Source organism: Stenotrophomonas sp. HMWF003, assembly GCF_003061285.1.
In the GTDB taxonomy this organism is placed as follows: Bacteria; Pseudomonadota; Gammaproteobacteria; order Xanthomonadales; family Xanthomonadaceae; genus Stenotrophomonas; species Stenotrophomonas maltophilia_AP.
Map to the genome: position 1 here is coordinate 1 of NZ_QAIW01000114.1, position 2,322 is coordinate 2,322.

General features: G+C 69.3%; 4 protein-coding genes. 2 read left to right on the forward strand and 2 right to left on the reverse strand.

Going from position 1 to position 2,322, the window contains the following annotated elements; all coding sequences use genetic code 11:
- Together DBR34_RS04490 and DBR34_RS04495 are read left to right on the forward strand one after the other, a co-directional pair.
- Positions 1-578, forward strand: a 578-nt coding sequence (locus tag DBR34_RS04490; protein WP_181393898.1) for a dihydrodipicolinate synthase family protein, incomplete at its 5' end; no start/stop codon positions are given.
- A 27-nt stretch (positions 579-605) separates the two neighbouring features.
- Positions 606-1,127, forward strand: coding sequence for a hypothetical protein (locus DBR34_RS04495; RefSeq protein ID WP_128095885.1), 522 nt, complete (start codon positions 606-608; stop codon positions 1,125-1,127).
- Positions 1,128-1,318: 191 nt separating this feature from the next.
- Here the strand turns inward: DBR34_RS04495 and fdxA are convergent, their stop codons facing one another.
- Positions 1,319-1,642 carry a ferredoxin FdxA gene (gene fdxA / locus DBR34_RS04500; RefSeq protein WP_108764771.1) on the reverse strand — a complete coding sequence of 108 codons (324 nt, stop codon included), beginning with the start codon at positions 1,640-1,642 and terminating at the stop codon, positions 1,319-1,321.
- Between the two features lie 152 nt (positions 1,643-1,794).
- Positions 1,795-2,322, reverse strand: a 528-nt coding sequence (locus DBR34_RS04505; protein ID WP_258223662.1) for an SMP-30/gluconolactonase/LRE family protein, incomplete at its 5' end; no start/stop codon positions are given.

Genomic DNA, 2,322 nt, shown 5'->3' on the forward strand with positions numbered 1-2,322 from the left:
CACCCTATGTGCGCCCCACCCAGGAAGGGCTCATCGCCCACTACCGCGCCGTCGCCGACCAGGGCGGGCTGCCGGTGATCCTGTACAACGTGCCCGGGCGCACCGGCTGCGACATGCTGCCCGAGACCGTGGCCGTGCTGGCCGCGCACCCGAACATCGTGGGCATCAAGGAAGCGGTGGGCGATGTGGGCCGCGTGCAGGCCCTGCTGGCGCTGCGTTCGGCCGATTTTGCCGTGCTCAGTGGCGATGATGGCACCGCGGCGCGCTCGATCCTCTCCGGGGTCGATGGCTTGATCTCGGTGGGCTCCAATGCCCTGCCGGGGGCATACCGCCGCATGTGCGACCTGGCCGCGGCCGGCGAGCGCGAGGCGACCGAGGCGTGGGATGCCCGCCTGGAGCCGTTCCATGAATTCTGCGGCGTGGAGTCCAATCCGATCCCGGTGAAGGACCTGCTGCGCCGGATCGGCATCGGCCACGGGCTTCGCCTGCCGCTGCTGTCCCTGTCTGCGGCGCACCATGCCGCTGCCGAACACCTGGCCACCGACATCGGTGCGCTGGAAGCACTATCCAACCACTGACCACCCGTGGTCACCCAGGAGATTCCCATGCGTCAATCCGTTTCCGCCATCCGCGTGCTGTCCTTCGCGATCCTGGCCACTGCCACCCTCGTGGGTACCACTGGTTGCTTCAAGCGCGGTGCCAAGGGCGACTATGCGCTGGCGCCGGAAGTGCGTCCGCTGGAAGTGCCGCCGGACCTGAACGCCCCGGGCGGCAGCCCGGCCGCCCAGGTGCCGGTGCTGGCCTCGCAGGCTGCCAGGCCGGCGCCGGCGGCAGCGTCCACCCAGGCCCCGACCAACGCGGCCGGTTTCACCGTGCCGGGCAGCAAGGACGAGGTGTTCGGCAAGGTCGGCACCGCGCTGGAATCGGTGGCCGGCGTGAAGATCGCCAGCAAGGCACAGCTGCTGGGTTCCTATGACGTGGCCTACGAAGGCAGCGACTTCCTGGTGCGTGTGGTCGGCGTGGAAGCCGGCGCCTACGTGTCGGCGGTCGACCCGCGCGGTCTGCCGGCCACCGGCGCCGCCCCGACCAAGCTGCTGGGCGAGCTGAAGGCGAAGCTGGCTCAGTAAGGAAGACAAGCGGTAGGTCCGGTCGGGTCCGACGCTGAGTGCGTCGGGCCCGGGAGCAGCCGGCCAGCGGCCGGCACTACGTGCGTTGGGCCCGCGAGCAGCCGGCCAGCGGCCGGCACGACCCGCCATCTGCCAGAGATACGAAAAAGGGCGCCCATGGCGCCCTTTTTCGTTGCCACCGCGATAGCGGCTCAGCGTTCCAGCAGCGGCAGCTTGTCCGGCTTGCCGTCCCATTCGCCGGCGTCGGCGGGTGGGTCCTTGCGCACGGTCAGCACCGGCCAGGCCTTGGCCAGCTCGGCATTGAGGCCCACGAACACTTCCTGCCCGGCGGGCACGTCGTCTTCGGGGAAAATGGCGTTGACCGGGCATTCCGGTTCGCACAGGGTGCAGTCGATGCACTCGTCCGGGTCGATCACCAGGAAGTTCGGGCCTTCATGGAAGCAATCCACGGGGCACACTTCCACGCAATCGGTGTGTTTGCACTTGATGCAGTTTTCGGTGACAACGAAAGGCATGGGGAAATCCGGCGTTAAGCCGCGTAATTCTAGAACAGGTTGTGGCCGAATGCTGGCGTGGCGTACGCAGTCGGCCCGCCCTGATGCCCGGGCGGGCACGCGCAGCCCTTGTGCAGCAAGGCGTTGCGGGTTCTACGCAGCACCGCAGCCGGTCAGTCCAGGCGGACCCGGCTCTCCGGAAGGCCGGGATGCGCCTGGGGCGCGCTGAACAGGCTGCCGGCCTGCGGGCTGGCCGCCAACTGTTCGGGCGTGTGGTCCAGCCGCGAACTGATCACGTACAACGTGCGCAGGTCGGGCCCACCGAAGGCAACACAGGTGGGGTTCTTCACCGGCACCGGCTGCACCTGCAGCAGTGCGCCGTCGGCGCCATAGCAGCTCACCTGGCCGGCGCGCCATTGCGCGTTCCAGACCCGCCCGTCGGCGTCCACCGCCGACCCGTCGGGCTCGGCGGCGCGGTTGGCCAGCGTGGCGAACACGCGCACGTTGGTGGTGCGGGCGCGCTCCGGATCGTAATCGCAGGCCATGATCCGGGGGGTTACCGAGTCGCACCAGTACAGCGTGCGGCCATCCAGGCTGAAGCTGACCGCGTTGGGAATCACGATGCCCGGTAGCGGCAGTTCGCGCAGGCCGTGGCGGCTGGAGTACTGATAGAAGCGGCCGTCGGCGGCGCGCGCCGGGTG